General features: G+C 71.3%; 11 protein-coding genes and 1 tRNA gene. 11 read left to right on the top strand and 1 reads right to left on the bottom strand.

All coding sequences use genetic code 11. From position 1 onward, the window contains the following. The first annotated feature begins 79 nt into the window (after nt 1-79). The 10 genes from AC069K_RS20010 to AC069K_RS19965 all read left to right on the top strand — a co-directional run bounded on the left by AC069K_RS20010 (nt 80) and on the right by AC069K_RS19965 (nt 13,806). Entirely contained in the window at nt 80-979 is a 900-nt protein-coding gene (locus tag AC069K_RS20010; protein WP_358835166.1) for an FAD binding domain-containing protein, read from the top strand. Further along, nucleotides 976-2,904, top strand: coding sequence for a (2Fe-2S)-binding protein (locus AC069K_RS20005; protein ID WP_478617988.1), 1,929 nt, complete (start codon nt 976-978; stop codon nt 2,902-2,904). The genes AC069K_RS20010 and AC069K_RS20005 overlap by 4 nt, the downstream gene beginning before the upstream one ends. Further along, a complete protein-coding gene (locus AC069K_RS20000) occupies nt 2,901-5,231 on the top strand; it encodes a xanthine dehydrogenase family protein molybdopterin-binding subunit (RefSeq protein ID WP_365113962.1) in 2,331 nt (776 codons plus the stop codon). The genes AC069K_RS20005 and AC069K_RS20000 overlap by 4 nt, the downstream gene beginning before the upstream one ends. A gap of 302 nt (nt 5,232-5,533) precedes the next feature. Continuing rightward, nucleotides 5,534-6,073, top strand: a complete 540-nt coding sequence (locus AC069K_RS19995) for a hypothetical protein (protein WP_365113960.1) — start codon at nt 5,534-5,536, stop codon at nt 6,071-6,073. Between the two features lie 109 nt (nt 6,074-6,182). After that, entirely contained in the window at nt 6,183-7,781 is a 1,599-nt protein-coding gene (locus AC069K_RS19990; RefSeq protein ID WP_478617984.1) for a hypothetical protein, read from the top strand. Between the two features lie 61 nt (nt 7,782-7,842). Next, a complete protein-coding gene (gene mycP, locus AC069K_RS19985) occupies nt 7,843-9,030 on the top strand; it encodes a type VII secretion-associated serine protease mycosin (protein WP_478617981.1) in 1,188 nt (395 codons plus the stop codon). Between the two features lie 170 nt (nt 9,031-9,200). Then, nucleotides 9,201-9,626 (top strand): hypothetical protein, encoded by a 426-nt coding sequence (locus tag AC069K_RS19980; protein WP_358835172.1) that lies wholly within the window; start codon nt 9,201-9,203, stop codon nt 9,624-9,626. Nucleotides 9,627-9,685: 59 nt separating this feature from the next. After that, the gene (locus tag AC069K_RS19975) at nt 9,686-12,016 is read left to right on the top strand and encodes a hypothetical protein (RefSeq protein WP_478617977.1); all 2,331 of its coding nucleotides are present in this window, start codon (nt 9,686-9,688) and stop codon (nt 12,014-12,016) included. Between the two features lie 66 nt (nt 12,017-12,082). Next, nucleotides 12,083-12,688: a hypothetical protein gene (locus AC069K_RS19970; protein WP_478617975.1), complete on the top strand. Its 606-nt coding sequence runs from the start codon at nt 12,083-12,085 to the stop codon at nt 12,686-12,688. A gap of 695 nt (nt 12,689-13,383) precedes the next feature. Beyond that, nucleotides 13,384-13,806 carry a hypothetical protein gene (locus AC069K_RS19965; protein WP_478617972.1) on the top strand — a complete coding sequence of 141 codons (423 nt, stop codon included), beginning with the start codon at nt 13,384-13,386 and terminating at the stop codon, nt 13,804-13,806. Nucleotides 13,807-13,871: 65 nt separating this feature from the next. On the opposite strand, the gene AC069K_RS19960 is transcribed toward AC069K_RS19965, so the two are convergent. Continuing rightward, nucleotides 13,872-13,946: transfer RNA gene (locus AC069K_RS19960), tRNA-Cys, on the bottom strand. Nucleotides 13,947-14,176: 230 nt separating this feature from the next. Between AC069K_RS19960 and AC069K_RS19955 the strand changes: the two genes are divergently transcribed. Continuing rightward, entirely contained in the window at nt 14,177-15,676 is a 1,500-nt protein-coding gene (locus AC069K_RS19955; RefSeq protein WP_365113949.1) for an MFS transporter, read from the top strand. The last annotated feature ends 311 nt before the right edge of the window (nt 15,677-15,987 follow it).

The raw sequence follows: 15,987 nt of genomic DNA, 5'->3' as shown, positions 1-15,987 counted from the left end.
TACGGCCAACGCGCAGCAACACAGCCACACACCGGCGGGACAGCCGGGACGGCCGGGACACCGGGAAGGGGCAGCTGGGTTGACCACGCACGCACCGCAGGCGGCGCAGTCGGTGACACTGCCGGCCTCGCTCGACGAGGCCGTGGCGGCGCTCGCCGCCATGCCCGCCGCCGTGCCCGTCGCGGGCGGCACCGATCTGATGGCGGCGGTGAACCGGGGCCTGCTGCGCCCCGCGGGCCTCGTCGGCCTCGGCCGGATCAACGAGATCCGCGGCTGGCAGTACCAGGACGGCCACGCCCTGCTCGGCGCGGGGCTCACGCACGCGCGGATGGGGCGCCCGGACTTCGCGGCGCTCATCCCGGCGCTCGCCGCCGCCGCGCGCGCCGCCGGCCCCCCGCAGATCCGCAACGCGGGCACCCTGGGCGGCAACATCGCCTCGGGCGCGCCCACCGGAGATGCGCTGCCCGTGCTCGCCGCGCTGGAGGCCACGCTGGTCATCGCCGGTCCCGAGGGCGCACGCCGGGAGATCCCGGTCTCGCACCTGCTGGCCGGACGCGAGCTGCTGGCCCCCGCCGAGCTGATCGGCCACGTCCGCGTGCCGCTGCTGCACGCCCCCCAGGTGTTCCTCAAGGCGACCGGCCGCACCGGCCCCGGCCGCGCCACCGCCTCGGTCGCGGTCGTCCTTGACCCGGCCCGGCGCGGGGTGCGCTGCGCGGTCGGCGCGATCGCGCCGATGCCGCTGCGGCCCCTGGAGGCCGAGCGCTGGATCGCCTCCCTGATCGACTGGGACGGCGAGCGGGCGGCGCTGGCCCAGGAGGCGCTGAGCGCCTTCGGCGAGTACGTGGCCGCCGCCTGCATCCCGGACCCGGCACCGGCGGCCGACGGCACGGAGCCCCCCGCGCTGTCGCCCGCCGTCCTGCACCTGCGGCGCACGGTCGCCGCACTGGCCCGACGAGCACTGGGGAGGGCGCTGTCGTGAGCGACAACCACGGCAACCACGGCAACCACGCCGACGAGGGCGTGCGGGGGACGGGCGGCTGGCAGCCGGTCCCGCAGGGCGGCGAGTACGACGACGGCGCGACCGCCTTCGTCCAGCTGCCCGCGGACCTGGACGCGCTGCTCGGCGGCGACCCGCTGGCCGCGCCCGGGCACGGTTATGTGCCGCCGATGATCGTGCCGTTGACGCCCGCCGCCGCGACCGACCCGGCCTCCACCGGCACCTGGACGTTCCCGGCGCAGCCCGCCGAGCCGGACCGGGGCGAGAGCCAGGTGCGCTCGGTGCGGTGGCCCGACGCGTCCGCGCACCCGCGGCCCGAGCCGGACCCGCTGAACGATCCGCTGGGGGACGCGCCGCAGGACCCGCACGCCACCGGTCAGTGGACGTATCCGGACGACCCGGCGCTGAACGGGCAGATGTCCGGCCAGTGGACGATCCCGGTCGCCGGTGGTGAACTGCCGGATGAATCGGGCGAATTCAGTACATCCTCTCTGATCGAGCAGTGGGGTACGACGCCTCCGGCGACCCTGCCCGGCGGCGCGTCCGCGCCCTGGGCGACCGAACAGCCGCAGCCGCACCCCGAGCCGTCGCCGCACCCCGAGCCCCTCACGGAGGCGGGCCCCGAGGCCGGTGACGCGCGCGTGGAGGACTTCGCGCAGGCCCACCACCAGGCGTCCCTCGATGCCCACCAGGCCTCCCTCGACGCCCACCAGGCCTCCCTCGACCTCTCGGAGCCCCTGGACGCCCCGGCGGCCCCCGCGCCCGTACGCGAGGAACCGGTCCTGTCCTGGAACGCGCCCGGCCCCGGCGCGACCCTGCCCGGCGGCGCGCCCGCGCCCTGGGCGGCCGCGCTGGCCACGGAGGTACGCCAGGAGCTCCCCGAGGAGCTGCCCGTACCCGAGCACGAGCACGAGGACGTACGCGAGCACGAGGACGTACGCGAGCACGACGTGCGGGCGCAGGCGGAGGAGCCGGACGGGTCCGAGGCGGAGCCGGCCGAGGGGGAGCCGGTCGGCAGCGCCCCGGCCGCCCACCCGCTGCCCGTCGCCGAGCCGCTGCCCGCCGACCACCCGCTGCCCGAGGCCGTCCACGCCCACGAGCCGCCCGTCCACGCCGACGAGCGGCCCGCCCACGCCGAGCAGGCCCAGCCGCTCCCGGAGCCCGAGCCCGCCCCGGACCCCCTCCAGGACGCGGCACCGGACCCCGGGCCCGTACCCGTGGCCGCTCTCCACCCCGAGCCCGAGCCGCAGCTGCCGCCCGCCGCCGACCTGGAGCACCCCCGTGCCTCCTACGTCCTGCGCGTCAACGGCACCGACCGGCCCGTCACCGAGGCGTGGGTCGGCGAGTCGCTGCTCTACGTGCTGCGTGAGCGCCTGGGGCTCGCCGGGGCCAAGGACGGCTGCTCGCAGGGCGAGTGCGGCGCGTGCAACGTGCAGGTCGACGGCCGGCTGGTCGCCTCCTGCCTGGTGCCCGCCGCCACCACCGCGGGCTCCGAGGTACGGACGGTCGAGGGCCTCGCCACCGACGGCCGGCCCTCCGACGTCCAGCGCGCGCTGGCCGCGTGCGGGGCCGTGCAGTGCGGCTTCTGCATCCCCGGCATGGCCATGACCCTCCACGACCTGCTGGAGGGCAACCACGCGCCGACCGAGCTGGAGACCCGGCAGGCGCTCTGCGGCAACCTCTGCCGCTGCTCCGGCTACCGGGGCGTGCTCGACGCCGTACGCGAAGTGGTCGCCGGGCGCGAGGCGCAGACGGCCGCGGCGGGCGAGGCGGCGGCCGCCCAGTCGTCCGGTCAGACACCGGGGCACCCCGCCGCGACCGGCGAAGAAGCCCGCATTCCGCACCAGGCGGGGCCCGGCGCGGGCGGCGTCCAGCCCCCGCACACGCACGACGGAGGCATGGCGTGAGCAACGACGCAGCCACCGCGACGACCGCGGCGGTCGACGGGACGGGCACCGGACCGGAGCAGCCGGCCGCGCCCACCCACGGCCTCGGCGCCTCGCTGCGCCCCGCCGACGCGCGCGCCAAGACCGAGGGCACCTTCCCGTACGCCGCCGACCTGTGGGCCGAGGGCCTGCTGTGGGCGGCCGTGCTGCGCTCGCCGCACGCCTCGGCCCGGATCGTCTCGATCGACACCTCGGCCGCGGCCGCGATGCCGGGCGTACGGGCCGTGGTGACCCACGCCGACGTCCCCGGCGACGCCTCCCACGGCCGGGGGATCGCCGACCGCCCGGTCTTCGCCTCCGACGTCGTACGCCACCACGGTGAGCCGATCGCCGCGGTGGCCGCCGACCACCCGGACACGGCCCGGCTGGCGGCGGCGGCGATCGCCGTCGAGTACGAGCCGCTCGAACCGGTCACCGACCCGGAGAAGGCGTTCGGCGCCGAACCGCTGCACCCCGACGGCAACCTGATCCGCCACATCCCGCTCCAGTACGGCGATCCGGACGTCACCGGCGAGGTCGTGGTGGAGGGCCTGTACCGGATCGGCCGCCAGGACCCGGCCCCGATCGGCGCCGAGGCCGGGCTCGCGGTGCCGCGCCCCGACGGCGGGGTGGAGCTCTACACCGCCTCCACCGACCCGCACGCCGACCGGGACCTCGCGGCGGCGTGTTTCGGCCTGGACCCGGAGCGGGTGAAGGTGGTCGTCACGGGCGTGCCCGGCGCCACCGGCGACCGCGAGGACCTGGGCTTCCAGCTCCCGCTCGGCCTGCTCGCCCTGCGCACCGGCTGCCCGGTGAAGCTCACGGCGACCCGCGAGGAGTCCTTCCTCGGCCACGCCCACCGCCACCCCACGCTGCTGCGCTACCGCCACCACGCGGACGCCGAGGGCCGCCTGGTCAAGGTGGAGGCGCAGATCCTGCTGGACGCGGGCGCGTACGCGGAGGCGTCCTCGGAATCCCTGGCGGCGGCCGTGGCCTTCGCCTGCGGCCCGTACGTGGTGCCCCACGCCTTCGTCGAGGGCTGGGCGGTCCGTACGAACAACCCGCCCTCCGGCCACGTCCGCGGCGAGGGCGCGATGCAGGTGTGCGCGGCGTACGAGGGCCAGATGGACAAGCTGGCGGCCAAGCTGGGCCTGGACCCGGCGGAGCTGCGCCTGCGCAACGTGCTGGCGACGGGCGATCTGCTCCCGACCGGCCAGACGGTGACGTGCCCCGCGCCCGTGGCCGAACTCCTCACCGCCGTACGCGACTTCCCGCTCCCCACCCTGCCCAAGGACGACCCGGAGGACGACTGGCTGCTGCCGGGCGGCCCCGAGGGCGCGGGCGAGCCGGGCGCGGTGCGCCGGGGCGTCGGCTACGCCCTCGGCATGGTGCACATGCTCGGCGCCGAGGGCACCGACGAGGTGTCGACGGCCACGGTCAAGGTGCAGGACGGCGTGGCCACGGTGATCTGCGCGGCGGTCGACACGGGCCAGGGCTTCACCACGCTGGCCCGCCAGATCGTCCAGGAGACGCTGGGCATCGAGGAGGTCCACGTCGCCCCCGTCGACACGGACCAGCCTCCGGCCGGCCCGGCGTCGCACGGCCGCCACACCTGGGTGTCGGGCGGAGCGGTGGAACGCGCGGCCAAGATGGTCCGCACCCAGCTGCTGCAGCCCCTGGCGCACAAGTTCGGCATGTCGACGGAGCTGCTCCAGATCGCCGACGGCAAGATCACGTCGTACGACGGCGTGCTGTCCACGACGGTCACCGAGGCGATGGACGGCAAGGAGCTGTGGGCCACGGCCCAGTGCCGCCCGCACCCCACCGAGCCCCTGGACGAGACGGGCCAGGGCGACGCCTTCGTGGGCCTCGCCTTCTGCGCGATCCGCGCGGTGGTGGACGTGGACATCGAGATCGGCTCGGTCCGCGTGGTGGAGCTGGCGGTGGCCCAGGACGTGGGCCGCGTCCTCAACCCCGCGCAGCTGGCGGCCCGTATCGAGGCGGGCGTGACGCAGGGCGTGGGCGCGGCGCTGACGGAGAACCTCCGCACGGCCCGCGGCCTGGTCCGCCACCCCGACCTGACGGGCTACGCCCTCCCCACGGCCCTGGACGCCCCCGACATCCGCATCGTGAAGCTGGTGGAGGAGCGCGACGTGGTGGCCCCCTTCGGCGCGAAGGCGGCGAGCGCGGTACCGGTGGTGACGAGCCCCGCGGCGATCGCCTCGGCGGTCCGCGCGGCCACGGGCCGCCCGGTCAACCGCCTCCCGATCCGCCCCCAGGCGGCGGTGGTGACGGTGGGGGGCGCGTAGGCGGGTGACGGGGTCTGACGTCTGATGACTGTCGTCTGTCGTCTGACGTCTGACGTCTGACGACAGATGACGGACGTCTAACGGCGGCTGAAGGGTGCTGAGCTCGCTGAAGGTTGCCGGGCGGGGCCGACGGGTCCCGCCCGGCTTTGTCATGCCACGGGAACCCAACCGGTCACCCAGGTGTCCTCGTACGAGAAGGGATCGGTCAAGACCGAAAGCAGAGGGAGGAGTTCAGTCTGTCAGCGGCGCTGACTACAGTTGCTTTCGGAGCTGTACGGGGAACGGCGAACGGGGAGGCGACTGTGGCGCAGGATGGCAGCGGGGGCGTGGCGCCCGGGATGAGCGCGCTGGCGCCGGTGCTCGGGATGATGCCCGGGTTCGGAGCGGCGGCCGGTGCCGCCGTGGCCGCGGCGGCGGACATGGCCCGCGAGGCCGAGTCGATGCTGACCTTCAAGAAGCGGGTCGACGCGCTGCTAACGGAGCTCAACGAGTCCGAGGCCTCGTCGGTCAAGATCGGCGCGGACCGCCTGGCCAAGTCGGAGCTGGGACCGGACTCCTTCAAGGAGAGCGCGTTCCTGTACGGGGTGTACGAGGTCGTCCACGAGCAGATCGGCCAGCTCTCCAAGGCGCTGGGCATGCAGATCGAGGGCCTGTGCATCGCCGTACTGGCGGCGGAGAAAGGGTACGACGGCGTGGACGCGGACGTCCGCGACCGCATGCGCGCCATCAGCGACGAGCTGCACAAGCAGTACGAGAGGTACGGCCCGGGCTCGACCCCGGGCGCGTCGCCGCAGGCCAACGGGCCCGCGCCGGACAAGGGCGCGACGGTCGGCGGGATCTGATGACCGGTGGGATCTGATGGCCGGCGGGATCTGATGGACGCGGCGCGCGCGGCACACGCGGCGTACGTGACGGGGGACGACGGAAGTCGGGGAATGGTGGTGCGACGGGATGGCTGAGAACAAGGGCCGTAGCGGCGAGGGCGGGCAGGGGGCGCCGAAGGCGCCGCCGGTGGAGCGTACGGACTTCGAGTCCAAGTCCCATCAGGAACTGTGGGCCATGGTCCAGGGGATGAAGGGCGACTCCGCCCACGGCCTGGCCCAGAAGCTGGCGAAGGCCGCCACGACGATCACGAAGATCGGCGAGGACCTGAAGCTGCACATGAGCCGGGTGGTCTGGCAGGGCGAGGGCGCGAAGGCGTTCACGAACTGGGGCCACGACGCGGCGATGGCCACGCTGGAGCTGGGCAAGTACAGCCAGGACGCGTCGGGCTGGCTCGCCTCGGTCTCCCACGCGATCACCCAGGCGAAGTCGGCGGTCCCGGAGTACGACCCGGCCCTCAAGCAGCAGGCGACCGACACCCAGAAGCTGTACATCGCGGCCCACCACGACCCCGACGGCCAGAAGGACGCCCGCGAGGCGTCGGCCAAGCTGACGGGCCTGAACGAGAAGATGGAGGGCCAGCGCCAGGAGGCGGTGCGCGAGCTGAAGCGGCTGGCGGATGTGTATGTGCAGTCGGGGGAGCAGGTGGCGGGGTTGCGACCGCCGGTTTTTCCGCCGCCGCCTGCGGCTTTTGTTCCCGTGGACGACGGGCGCAACAGGATGACGTACGTGGGCGGCAGCCAGTCGTCATCGAGCCGGAGCGGCGGACCTTCCGTGACGCAGACCGGCGGGCACTCCAAGGCCGGCGTGACGCCAAGCGGCACGACCGTTGTCACAGGGTTGCCGCACACCGTCACGCCGAGCGTGGCGACGCCCATCCCTGTCCACGAGAGGCCTGTGGGGACGGCGATCGACGGCGTCAACACCCTGCCGCCGCCCACCCATGTCACCCCCACCGGCCCGACTGCCACCCCCGCGTCGCTGCCTGTCGGCAGGCCAGACATCGGGCCGATGCCGCCCGTCGGAGTCATCCCGCCCACGTTCACCGGAGGCGGTAAGGGCGGGGTGCCGGGACCAGGCGTCCTGGGCGGCCGACAGGCGACAGGCGGTCTGCGTGGCCCCGGACTTCCCGGGCGCGGCACGGTGGGTGGCCTGCCGCCGAGCGCGCTGCCACGAGAGCCCGGCATCGTCGGCGGCCGTCCCGTACCGCCCGGCGAAGGGCGGCCCACCAGCGGCATCCCCCGGGGCACTGTCGTGGGAGACGAGGGTCGGCAGGGCCTCAGGGGCACTCAGGGCATGCAGGGCCGTCCGCCTATGGGTCATGGCCCGGGCGGCCACGTGGGAGGCGGTGGAGGCCGGGGCGGCTTCTCCGGGGGACGCCGTCTGGCGGCCGAGCCCGGCGGCATCGTCGGCGGTCGCCCGACCGAGCCGGGCACCCGGACCGGCCGTCCGTTCACGGAGGGCGGCTCGGGTCTCGTACGCAACGGCACTGCCGAGGGCAATGCGAGCGCCGCCCGTTCGGGCAGCCGAGGCATGATTCCGCCCGGCACGCATGGCCCGGCCGGACGTCGCGACGAGCGCGAGGGCGAGCGCCCGGACTACCTCACTGAGGACGAGGAGACCTGGCAGCAGAGCGACCGCCGTATCGTGCCGCCTGTAATCGACTGAGCCTCTACGAAGGAAGCGCATGCCTACCAGCAGCCATCGGGTAATGAGGCACGGCCGTGCCGTGTCCCTCCTCACGGGGGCGCTGCTGGTGGGCACTGCCGCCACGCCCGCGCATGCGGACACGGTCCGCGAGCGCCAGTGGCATCTCGACGCCATGCAGGCGGAGGAGATGTGGAAGACCAGCACGGGCAAGGGGATCACCGTCGCGGTCATCGACAGCGGAGTTGAAGGCGATTTGCCCGACCTCCAGGGCCAGGTGCTGCCGGGAATCGACCTCTCCAAGCAGCAGGGGGACGCCCACACCGACTACAAAGGCCATGGAACGGCCATGGCCTCCTTGATCGCCGGAACGGGAAAGCGGTCGGGCGGGAACGGTGCCTATGGTTTGGCGCCCGGCGTGAAAATTCTTCCCATTCGGATGCCGCCGTCGGACGAAGGCTCGAAGCTCAGGGACGTCGCCAAATTCGTCCAGAAGCTGAGCGAAGCGATCCGCTCCGCTGCGGATCACGGCGCCAAAGTGATCAATGTTTCGCTGGGCGCGGAGGAAGGGTCGGACGAACTCACCAACGCGGTGAAGTACGCCTCGGCCAAGGGGTCCTTGGTGTTCGCCTCCGTTGGCAACAGCGGTGACAAGGGCAACCAGGTCGAGTACCCCGGAGCAACCCCGGGCGTCGTAGGCGTAGCAGCCGTGGACAAGAAGATCGAGGCGACCAAGGAGTCCGAGCACGGCCCGCAGGTCGACCTCGCCGCCCCCGGCGACGAGATGACGGAAGCCTGCGGCGGCGGCACCCAGATCTGCCTCAGCCACGGCACCAGCGACGCCACCGCCCTCGCCTCCGCCTCCGCCGCCCTCATCTGGTCCAAGTACCCCCAGTGGACCAACAACCAGGTCCTCCGCGTCCTGCTCAACACCGCCGGCGGCCCCAAGAACGGGGAGAAGCGCAGCGACTACATCGGGTACGGCGTCGTCCGCCCCCGCATCGCCCTGAAGACCCCCGGCGACCCGGGCCCGGCGAACGAATGGCCGCTGCCCGACCTGGCGCCGGCCGGGGCACCGCAGGGATCCGCCTCCCCGACCCCCGCGCCCACCGCCTCGCACAAGCCCGCACCCGCCACCCCCGCCGGTGCCGCCGCGTCCGATTCCGGTGGTGGCGGCAACACGGGCCTGTGGGTGGGCCTGGGCGCGGCGGGTGTCGTCGCGGTGGCCGTCGCTGTACTGCTCGTACGGTCGCGTCGCCGCACCCCGTAAGACGACCGGCACCTCACCGGTCACCGTCAACACCTCACCCATCCCATCCCAGCCATTCAGGGGGGATGAAACGGCCACGTCCTCCCATAGCCGGAGCATGTGCTGGCGCGAAGGGCGAACCCTCCCTACGGTTTGAGGTCGTTGCAGAGTCGGTCGGGGGCGGGATCCGCATGTCGTTCGAGGAAGAGTGGCGTCAGGCACAGGCGAGTGCGGCCACGAAGGGGTCCACGCGGCTCAACCGCGCCGACAACGGGCCGAGCGCCCCGGCCGGTGCCGACCTCAGCGTGCGGCGCGACGACCTGGGTGTGGTGGGCGGGGACGCGTTCAAGCTGCACGACGGGCTCAAGCGCGACGGCAATCACGCCCGCGAATCCACCGGCGCCGCGGCGACAGCGCTCACCGCCCGCAACTTCACCAGCGGGGGCGAACTCGCGAAGGTCCGCGCCAAGTGGGACACCCAGCTGCGCACGCTCAGCGACGCGTGCGCGCAGATCTCCAACCACCTCGACTATTCGATGGCCGCCCACGCGAAGGACGACCAACGGGTCGGGGGCGAACTGCTCGCGGTGTCGCGGATCGACGAATACCTGAAGTAGGCCCCTGACACGGGTCAACCGTCAACGGGACTTCGAACCACCAAGGTCGGTATCAGGACATGCTCACGTACGACGACGTGGTGAACGCACCGCTGGACAAGCTGAAGACCGCGGTCGACGACTGGTCGGACATGGTCACGCGTCTCAAGACCCTCGCCGAGGAGGCCCGCAAGGGCATGAAGGCGCACGCCGACAAGGCGGACTGGGCGGGAGTGAACGCGGGCGTCACCAAGCACTTCATCGACAAGACGGCGAAGGAGTTCGAGGACGCGGCGGCGGAGGCGAAGGGGATCCACGCGGTTCTCGCGGACGGGTACGCGGCGTTCAAGCGGGCCAGGGACGAGTTACAGAAGATCGTCGACGGCTCGGAGAAGTCGGGAATCGTCGTGGACTCCCAGGGCCGGGTGACCGCCCGCTATTCGCTCTCCGGTGACTACACCGCGCGCCACGATCCGCAGATCTCCCTCGAACTCCAGAAACAGAAGGACAACCTGGAGCAGTGGCAGAACCGCATCAAGGCACTGGTCGACGAGTGCGAAGATGCGGACGAGTCGCTGCGGCGGGCGCTGGCGGCGAACGTCACCGACGCCAACAACTTCACCGCGCCACGGTTCTCCAGTCTGGACGCGGAGGAGGCGCAGCGTGCGCTTGCCCTGGCCTCCAAGGGGCGGGCCCTCACCCACACCGAGCTCAACCAGCTCAACGAGCTGTTGCGGGACAACCACGACTCCGCGGAGTTCGCCACGACCTTCTATTCAAAGCTGGGGCCCAAGGGCGCGCTGGAGTTCTTCGGGCAGTTGTCGACCGACACGTACGACTATGCCAAGGTGGACAAGGAGCGGCTCAAGGACGTCCAGGAGCTGCAGAAGAACCTCGGGCTCAATCTGGCCACGGCGACCGATCCCGACAACAAGTGGCATCTGTCGGACGGCTGGGGACCTGAGCTGCGCAGGCTCGGCACGCAGAGGATTCCGCTGGCAAAGTACGACATGAATCCCCCGTACGGCTATCAGCTGCTCGGCGGCATCATGAGGTACGGGAACTACGACCCCAGGTTCCTCAATCCCATCGCTGAGCATGTGGTTCAGCTGCACCAGAAGAACCCGTACCTGTTCGCTGACACGAAGCCGGTCGGCGGCTGGCAGAAGAACCCCTTCAACCCCTCTGGGGTCAACGGTTCCGGCTACGACCCGGTGACGTCCATGCTGGAGGCACTCGGGCACAGCCCCGAAGCGTCGAAGCAGTTCTTCTCGGCGGACCCGACCGCGTACAACGAGGACGGAACTGTCAGCGCCGGGGCGGCGGATCTCGGGAAGGACCAGTCCGGAGATCCGGTCGCCAATTACCTTGATTACTTCGGTAATGAGGGGTATAAGTCATTCCCCGATACCGGTAGTCACAGCCCAAGCGACGTCAAGGCATCCGCCACCTATACGACAGACGCTTTCGGTCACGCGTTGGAGTCGGCAACACTCGGGCACGCATGGGACGACCCGCGCCCGCAGTTGCACCGGGACGAGACTGCGGCCGGGATTATGGAGGACGTCGTCTCGAAGTACGGGAAAGATGCGAAGTTGCTCAAGCATCAGGAAGCCTTGGCTGACAGTCTGGGCAATATGGCCGCCGGGTACGTGGACGACATCAATTGGGGGCTCGATGGGAACGAACGCCAAAGCGTCTTCGTGCCCCACAAGTCGCCCGACGCCCACGCCAGGTTCGATCAGTTGCCGACCCGGAGGTTTCTCAGTGCGCTCGGACAGCACCCGGATGCGTATGCCGCCGTCTCGACGGCCGAGCGGTTGTACACCACCAGCGTGCTGGAGGCCCAGGTCGGGGCAGATGGCGGGATCGCTCACGGTGGGGCCCGCGCTGCGGTCGGCATGGGCGCCGAGGTGCAGGGCATGCTCGACCAATCGCGTGCGGACCAGGTAGAAGCGGAAGGGAACAAGAAGTACGAGGAGTATGAGAAGGCGCACGAGAAGCGATCGGCCTGGGTGGAATTCGGCACGACCTCGGCGATCGCCGCAGGCGTCGCTTTCCTGCCGGCATCCGCTGCGGCAGCGGGGGCGGCCGCGATCTGCGTTCCGCTCGCAGTCGACACGGGTCACGGTGCGATCGAGCAGGTCGCCGGTCACGTGGTCGGTGACTGGTCGGACAAGTCGGCCGAGAAACGGAAAGAGCAGATCGAAGGTGAGATCAGAGACGATAAGACTCTGATCTACCGTGGGGGCGAACGCAGTGCGGAGGCGCCACTCAATCACTTTCGGCAGCAACAGGGCATCGATCTCAAAAGCGACTTCTCACGAGACCTGAAAGATTCCTTCGATATCGGTTACGCGAAAGGAAACGACAGGGAGAACCAGCAGGGTAATGATCCCGAGACTGATTGATCGCGCGGGAAGGGGCGGATTGTGCATGGGCGGAAGGGTGTCTGGGTTGCGGGAGCCCCGTTGATCATGGCGGTCGTGCTCTCTGCTTGTGGTAGTAATGAAGTCAAGCCCGTAACCGCTTCGCGTGTTTGTGACGGCCTGTTTTCGGATGCTGCGGCGGCGAACGCCCTGCAGAAGCTAGTAGGGGCGAGCCTATTTGTCGATACGTCTGCGGACGGGCTCCCGGCGACGGCGAAGTTCCTGGAGTCCGAGCATCGGAAAGGCGTGAACTGGTCGCGTTCCAGTTCCACCCTCTGCGTGCTCGCAGGAGAAGAACGGCGGGGGAGATTTCGCATCGGGTACGACATTTACGCCCCTTGGGATGCGGCGGACACCCGGCACTCCGAGGACACCCAGTTGTTCCGGCTGGGGAAGCAAGCCTCCGCGGACGCCGGAAAGTCAGACCTGTACTTCGAGTGCGTGAGCTCGGAGTCGGGTGGGACTCGGGCTCAGCCTGTTCGGATCCATGGAGGGGTGGGAACCCAGGGTGTTCGGAAGATGCCGAACACCCGGGAACTCCGGGAGGCGTCCTTGCGTGTGTTGCATGCAGCATCGCTGAAGGTGGCGAAGGAAATGGGTTGCGAGAACACCGGTGGGTTGCCGGATCGGCTGGTCCTGACCCCGGTGGACTGAGGCCGTGAACGGCAAGAGTGGACGCCACGCCTCCGCGTCAACGGGGCGTGTGGTCTTCGGTCTTGCGCGAGTCCGAACAATACAGTCCATCTCGGTGGGGACACAGCCGGCATCATGGCCCAAGCGCGCGCCCACGCGGTATTCGAGTCGCACTCGGCCGAGGGCAAGGCATCCAATGAGGTGGTCCAGGGAAAAGCGAACTGGGTAGACCGGATGTTCAACTCCGTGGGGGCAAAGTCCATCGAACTGGTGCCGTTCGGCGGTGACGCCATCGACAGGCGGAAGGAAGACATCACGAAACCCGTCGTCGAAGGAGCAGCAGGGCTCCTCGGAGCAGGCCGACCAGGAGGCCGAGGAGGCTTACTCGAACGCGGAGACCCGTGCGAAGCAGTCCGCGGCCGATGCCGCGGAGACCGCGGGGGAAGAGCGCCGGCCCCGCGCCGCAGGACGTCCATGAGTATCAGGGCCGTTGCTTCGTCCCAGACGGACGACGCCTTCTCCAACGGCTGCAAACACACGGCGACCGCCTTCGGCGGTGCACGGTGATACGGGCCGGCCGCAGGGGTACTGCGTGCGCGCTTGCCGGGGTGCTTCTGGTCGGTGGTTGTTCGGACGACGCATCCGTGCCGAGTCTTCCGAGGAACATCTGCTGGACAGGATCGTTCACCGGGGACTCCGTCAGGCCACTTCTGCCGGTGGGCAAGAACGCACGACTCCTCATGCCGACCGACCCGGCCTTCGATGTCTTCGAGCACCGGTCGAGCACGTATTGCAAGATTTTCGTCACCAGTGACCTACGCCCAAGTTTCCTTGCCTGGGCCGATCGCCGGAGTAGCGGAAAGGGTACGGACTGGAATCACTGGGGGAGGTCGACCACGCTGATTCCGGTGGGGGATGAGGGATTCGTCTGGGACACGGGTGCGTCTGCGGTATTCCTCTGCGAGCGCCCGGACCTGAACGGCAAGCCCGGCCGCTTCAAGGAACAGAAGTACGTGGAGTTGGTGCTGGTCGCTCAGGACGCCCCCGACCCCGGCAAGGCGATAGAGACCTTCACCCGCCTGATCAAGCAGTACGTGCGGTTCGCCGAGCGCGCGTTGAAATGCGCGAACAGGCCTTGATCCCCCTGCATGCGCGTGCGGGAGCGGGCGCCCCCATCAAGGGGGCGCCCGCTCCCGCGTGTTGCTGGAGGCCGTGACCGGAATCGAACCGGCGTTACTCGCTTTGCAGGCGAGCCCCTGAGCCACTCGGGCACACGGCCGGGTGTTGACTTCTTTGACCGTAGGGGGCGGGGAGGGGCGGGGGAAGGGGTGGGTGGGGGCTGCAATGTGACTGCCATGTCGTGTTCATAGTCGTGTTCATAGAGGCCCGTTCATAGGGGCCGCCCGGGGCCGGGGCGGAAGTGAGTGCTGGGGCTTACGACCAAATGCTGAGGTGGGCGACCGTCTCTGGACAGGGGTCAAAGGGGTTCTCGGCCCTTACTGTGGGCCCATGAGCGCCCTGGAATCAGCCGACGCGGACGTCACCCCCTCCCGCACCCCCGACCCCTCCGGCCCCTCGGGCACCCCCGGCATCCTCGGCAAAACCCATCGCGCGCTCAGCGTCGGCACCATCGCCGTCGTCGTCCTCATCGCCTTCGAGGCGACCGCCGTCGGGACCGCCATGCCCGTGGCGGCGCGGGAGTTGGACGGGGTGTCGCTGTACGCGTTCGCCTTCTCCGCGTACTTCACCACCAGCCTCTTCGGCATGGTCGTCGCCGGGCAGTGGGCCGACCGGCGCGGGCCGCTCGGGGCGCTCGCGGTCGGGATCGCGGCGTTCGGGGCGGGGCTGCTGCTGTCCGGGACCGCCGTGAACATGTGGACCTTCATCGGCGGGCGGGCCGTGCAGGGGCTCGGGGGCGGGCTGGTCATCGTGGCGCTGTACGTCGTGGTCGGGCGCGCCTACCCCGAGCACATGCGACCCGCGATCATGGCGGCTTTCGCGGCGAGCTGGGTGGTGCCGTCGGTGGTCGGACCGCTGGCGGCCGGCAGCGTCACCGAGCACCTGGGGTGGCGGTGGGTGTTCGTGGGCATTCCCGTACTCGTCGTCTTCCCGCTGGCGCTCGCGCTGCCCGCGATCCGGCGGATGGCGTCCGGGCCCGCCGACCCGGGCGCGCCCGTCGAGCCCTTCGACCGGCGCCGCATCCGGCTCGCGCTCATGATCTCGCTGGGCGCGGGGCTGCTCCAGTACGCCGGGCAGGACCTGCGCCCGCTCTCCCTCCTGCCCGCGGTCGCGGGCGCCGCGCTGCTGGTGCCCGCCGTCGCGGGGCGGCGCGCACTGCTGCCGCGCGGTACGTACCGGGCGGTGCGGGGGCTGCCGTCCGTGGTGCTGCTGCGGGGGATCGCGGCGGGGTCGTTCATCGCGGCCGAGTCGTTCGTACCGTTGATGCTCGTGACGCAGCGGGGGATGTCGCCCACCCTGGCCGGGCTGTCGCTCGCGGCGGGCGGGGGGACGTGGGCGCTCGGATCGTACGTACAGGCGCGGCCGTGGGCCGAGCCGTACCGGGAGCGGCTCATGGTGGTGGGGATGCTGATGGTCGCCTCGGCCATCGCGGCGGCGCCGAGCGTGCTGGTGTCGTGGGTGCCGGTGTGGGTGGTGGCGGTCGCCTGGGGCGTGGGGTGCTTCGGGATGGGCATGGTCATCGCCGCTACGAGCGTGCTGCTGCTGAAGCTCTCCGCGCCGGGGGAGGCGGGGACGAACTCCGCCGCCCTCCAGATCTCGGACGGCCTGTCGAACGTGCTGCTGCTCGCGGGGGGTGGGGCGGCGTTCGCGGCGCTGGGTGGGGGGTCGGTGGGGGCTGCGCATGAGGTGGGCGGGGTTGGTGGGGCTGTTGGGGGTGGGCACCCCGGGGCGTTCGTGGCGGTGTTTCTGCCCATGGCGGTTGTCGCGGGGGTGGGGGCGTGGGTGGGGGTTCGGCTTCGGGAGGTTCGCCCCTCCCCGCCCCTTCCCTAAACCCTCCGGGGGTGGGGGGTGGAGGGGTGGAAGGGTGGGGTTTACCCGGGGACTCCGTCCCCGGACCCCTGAGCGGGGGCTCCGCCCCCTGCACCCCCGGCGGGGCTCCGCCCCTGCACCCCGCCGGGGACGCACCTCTCACCCCCGGCGGGGCCGCACCTCTGCACCCCCGGCGGGGCCGCGCCCCTGCCCTTGCCGGAGTTCCGCCCCGGCACCCCCGCCAGCCGGGCCCCCCACCCCACTGTGACCCCCCTCACCCCCACCGCCCCACCCGCCCCGCCACCCCACCCCCACCCCCGCTCCACCGGTAA

The organism is Streptomyces sp. NPDC043908, assembly GCF_056435525.1.
Note: the sequence above shows the minus strand (reverse complement) of the source record. Positions and strands in the feature narration are given on the sequence as shown.

What these genes read in the sequence shown, in the direction of transcription:
- AC069K_RS19990 (WP_478617984.1), top strand. Translation starts at nt 6,183, where the DNA reads ATGGCTGAGAACAAGGGCCGTAGCGGCGAGGGCGGGCAGGGGGCGCCG.
- AC069K_RS19980 (WP_358835172.1), top strand. Translation starts at nt 9,201, where the DNA reads ATGTCGTTCGAGGAAGAGTGGCGTCAGGCACAGGCGAGTGCGGCCACG.
- AC069K_RS19975 (WP_478617977.1), top strand. Translation starts at nt 9,686, where the DNA reads ATGCTCACGTACGACGACGTGGTGAACGCACCGCTGGACAAGCTGAAG.
- AC069K_RS19970 (WP_478617975.1), top strand. Translation starts at nt 12,083, where the DNA reads ATGGCGGTCGTGCTCTCTGCTTGTGGTAGTAATGAAGTCAAGCCCGTA.
- AC069K_RS19955 (WP_365113949.1), top strand. Translation starts at nt 14,177, where the DNA reads ATGAGCGCCCTGGAATCAGCCGACGCGGACGTCACCCCCTCCCGCACC.